The following is a 3,833-nucleotide window of genomic DNA, read 5'->3' on the forward strand; positions in this document are numbered from 1 at the left end:
TATCAGTACCGATCAAAGTCTGAAGGGTAGCGAAAAGCAGCGCCAAGGGGAATGGCAGCAGCGCAGTACTTCGCTTGTGCAAGCATCTTGGCGCCAGTACCATTACCGCTCTCTTTTTCCGGCAGGAGCGGTTTCATGATTGCGGGCAGTATGGTGGCACTGGTCACACCCATGGATGCACAAGGGCGTCTTGACTGGGACAGCCTCAGCAAACTCGTGGACTTCCACCTTAAAAACGGTACTCATGCCATTGTCGCGGTCGGTACTACCGGCGAGTCGGCAACCCTCGATGTCAACGAGCACATCGAAGTCATCCGCGCTGTGGTCAAGCAGGTCAACGGTCGCATCCCGGTTATCGCCGGCACCGGTGCCAACTCGACTCGCGAAGCCGTCGAACTGACCCGCAACGCCAAGGAAGCCGGCGCTGACGCCTGCCTGCTGGTCGTTCCGTACTACAACAAGCCGACGCAGGAAGGTTTGTACCAGCACTTCAAGCACATCGCTGAAGCGGTCGACATTCCACAGATTCTCTACAACGTTCCTGGCCGCACGTCTTGCGACATGCAGGCCGAGACCGTGATTCGCCTGTCCACCGTGCCGAACATCATCGGCATCAAGGAAGCCACCGGCGACCTGGCGCGCGCGAAAAAAATCATCGACGGCGTGAGCAAGGACTTTATCGTGCTGTCCGGTGATGATCCGACCGCCGTTGAGCTGATCCTGCTCGGCGGCAAGGGCAATATCTCCGTCACCGCCAACGTCGCTCCGCGCGAAATGGCTGACCTGTGTGAGGCTGCGCTCAAGGGCGACGCCACCACCGCGCGGGCAATCAACGAAAAACTGATGCCGCTGCACAAGGACCTGTTCATCGAAGCCAACCCGATCCCGGTGAAATTCGCTTTGGTGGAAATGGGCCTGATGCACGAAGGCATTCGCCTGCCATTGACCTGGCTGAGCACACCTTGTCATGAAACGCTCCGCACGGCCCTGCGCCAGTGCAGCGTCCTGGTTTAATTGAGGAAGCACTACGCATGAAGCGATTGGCCGGACTTTCCGCACTTGCCTTGATTATCTCCAGCACCAGTGGCTGTGGATGGGTCTGGGGCCCGGAAGGTTATTTCCGTGACCGTGGTAGCGATTACCTGGAAGCGCAACAGACTGCACCCATGCAATTGCCACCGGACGTGAGCACCGCCAAACGTCTGGATCCGCTGCTGCCGATCCCGCGTAACGTGGCTGATGACACCGCCAAGGGCGAGTACATCGTGCCGCGTCCGCAGCCGCTGTCTGCATCCGCCGATGCCAGCGCCTATTCGCTGCAGAAGAGCGGTGACTCGCGCTGGATCGTGGCGCAGAGCCCGCCGGCCGAAACGTGGCCCGTGGCTGTGCAATTCTTCCAGGACAACGGTTTCCGCCTGGACGAACAGAAGCCACAGACCGGTGAATTCACCACCACCTGGCAGCATTCCGACGAACTGTCCGCCGCCATGGCCAAGCGCCTGAGCGCGGCCGGTGTCGGCGCCGACAGCGAAACCCGCGTGCGGGTCCGCATCGAGCCAGGCGTGCAGCGCAACACCAGTGAAGTCTACGTGGTCAGCGCCGAGCGTCCTGCCGGCAGCACGGCCAACGTCGATTTCACCAATCGCTCGGTCAACACTGGCCTGGATGCAGCCCTGGTCGACGACATGCTCGCGAGCATGAGCCGTATCTCGGAGAAGGGCGGTTCGGTGTCCATGCTGGCTTCGCGTGATTTCGATACGCCAAGTCGCGTCAGCCTGAGCGAAGACGGCAGCGGCAACCCGGTTCTGAACGTCGGCAACGACCTGGACCGTGCCTGGTCGAGCGTCGGTCGTGCGCTGGAACAAGGCGAATGGCGCGTTGAAGACATCAACCGCAGCCTGGGCCTTTATTACATAAACCTGTCGGAAAAAGCCGAGAAGAAAGACGACAAGCCTGGCTTCTTCAGCAGCCTGTTCGGCAGCGCGCCGAGCAAGGAAGAAGTTGACGCCCGTGCCGAGCGTTATCAGGTTCGCCTGAGCAAGGTCGGCGAAAACGTCCAGGTCACCGTCGAGAAAAACATCAACACCGTGGCGCCGGCTGACGTGGCGCGCAAAGTGTTGAGCAAGATTCAGGACAACCTGGGCTGATCACATGCGTTTTGCCGTTCTCGGCAGCGGTAGCCAAGGGAACGGCACGCTGATAGCCAGCGCTGATACGTATGTGCTGGTGGATTGTGGTTTCTCCCTGCGGGAAACCGAAAAACGCCTGCTGCGCCTGGGTGTGAACCCTGCGCAGCTGAGCGCGATACTCGTGACCCACGAACATGCCGACCACGTGCATGGCGTGGGTTTGCTGTCTCGGCGCTACAATCTGCCTGTCTACCTCAGTCGCGGCACCCTGCGCGGGATGCGCAAACCGATTGAACCGGCTGGCCTTCTGGCCGGCGGCGAGCAACTGCAGATCGGCGCACTGAGCATCGGTGTCATTGCCGTGGCCCACGATGCACAGGAACCGACGCAATATGTGTTCAGTGATGGTGAGCGGCGCTTCGGCCTGCTGACCGACCTGGGCTCGTACTGCAACAAGGTGCTGGACGGCTATCGCGACCTCGATGCGTTGATGATCGAGTCCAACCATTGCCGTGACATGCTGGCTCGCGGTCACTACCCGTACTTTCTCAAGCAGCGGGTGGGTGGTGAACTGGGACATTTGAACAACCATCAGGCGGCATTCCTGGTGGCCGAGTTGGGCTGGCAAGGCCTGCAATACCTGGTCCTGGCCCATCTGAGCAGCAAGAACAACCTTCCGCAGCTGGCCCGGCAATGTTTTGTCGACACCCTTGGGTGCGACCCGGACTGGCTGCAACTGGCCGATCAAGATTCAGGGCTCGACTGGCGACACATCGCCTAGCCCAACTACTCAGCAAGCGGAGCCCATCATGGAAAAACGTGAAGAACTCTACCGCGGCAAAGCCAAATCGGTGTACACCACCGACGACGCTGACCGCTTGATTTTGTTGTTTCGCAACGACACCTCGGCGTTCGACGGCAAACGCATCGAACAGCTCGACCGCAAAGGCATGGTGAACAACAAGTTCAACGCGTTCATTATGCAAAAGCTCGAAGAAGCGGGAATTCCTACCCAATTCGACAAGTTGCTGGGTGATAACGAATGCCTGGTCAAAAAGCTCGAGATGATCCCGGTCGAATGCGTCGTGCGTAACTACGCCGCTGGCAGCCTGGTGAAGCGCTTGGGCGTGGAGGAGGGCATCAAGCTCAATCCTTACACCTTCGAACTGTTCCTCAAGGACGACGCCAAGGGCGACCCGTTCATCAACGAGTCCCACGTCGTGGCATTCGGCTGGGGCACCGCAGAAAATCTGGTGCGGATGAAAGAGCTGTCGCTCAAGGTCAACGAAATTCTGACCAAACTGTTCGACGACGCCGGCCTATTGCTGGTGGACTTCAAACTAGAATTCGGCACCTTCCACGGCGAAATCGTCCTCGGCGACGAATTCAGCCCGGACGGCTGCCGCTTGTGGGACAAAGAAACCCGCAAGAAAATGGACAAAGACCGCTTCCGCCAGGGCCTCGGTGACGTCATCGAAGCCTACGAAGAAGTCGCAAAACGCCTCGGCGTACCGCTGTAGACGAAAAAGTTACGCAAGCGCCTGATAGCACGCGAAAATTTCCTCCGCAGGGGGTTACGTTCGGCACCTGAACTGTTATCATGCGCGCCGTTGGAGAGATGCCAGAGTGGCCGAATGGGACGGATTCGAAATCCGTTGTACTGGCGACAGTACCTAGGGTTCGAATCCCTATCTCTCCGCCATA

At 59.2% G+C, this 3,833-nt stretch carries 4 protein-coding genes and 1 tRNA gene; all 5 read left to right on the forward strand.

The window, feature by feature from the left end:
* Nucleotides 1-135: 135 nt before the first annotated feature.
* The 5 genes from dapA to JWR17_RS00540 all read left to right on the forward strand — a co-directional run bounded on the left by dapA (nt 136) and on the right by JWR17_RS00540 (nt 3,831).
* Nucleotides 136-1,014, forward strand: coding sequence for a 4-hydroxy-tetrahydrodipicolinate synthase (gene dapA, locus JWR17_RS00520; RefSeq protein WP_299827252.1), 879 nt, complete (start codon nt 136-138; stop codon nt 1,012-1,014).
* Between the two features lie 17 nt (nt 1,015-1,031).
* Nucleotides 1,032-2,147 (forward strand): outer membrane protein assembly factor BamC, encoded by a 1,116-nt coding sequence (gene bamC, locus JWR17_RS00525; protein ID WP_299827254.1) that lies wholly within the window; start codon nt 1,032-1,034, stop codon nt 2,145-2,147.
* 4 nt (nt 2,148-2,151) lie between these two features.
* A complete protein-coding gene (locus JWR17_RS00530; protein WP_299827255.1) occupies nt 2,152-2,910 on the forward strand; it encodes an MBL fold metallo-hydrolase in 759 nt (252 codons plus the stop codon).
* A gap of 28 nt (nt 2,911-2,938) precedes the next feature.
* Nucleotides 2,939-3,649 carry a phosphoribosylaminoimidazolesuccinocarboxamide synthase gene (purC, locus tag JWR17_RS00535; protein WP_297836039.1) on the forward strand — a complete coding sequence of 237 codons (711 nt, stop codon included), beginning with the start codon at nt 2,939-2,941 and terminating at the stop codon, nt 3,647-3,649.
* Between the two features lie 92 nt (nt 3,650-3,741).
* Nucleotides 3,742-3,831, forward strand: a tRNA-Ser gene (locus tag JWR17_RS00540).
* Nucleotides 3,832-3,833: the final 2 nt, after the last annotated feature.

It is taken from the genome of Pseudomonas sp. (genome assembly GCF_028293835.1).
In the GTDB taxonomy this organism is placed as follows: domain Bacteria; phylum Pseudomonadota; class Gammaproteobacteria; order Pseudomonadales; family Pseudomonadaceae; genus Aquipseudomonas.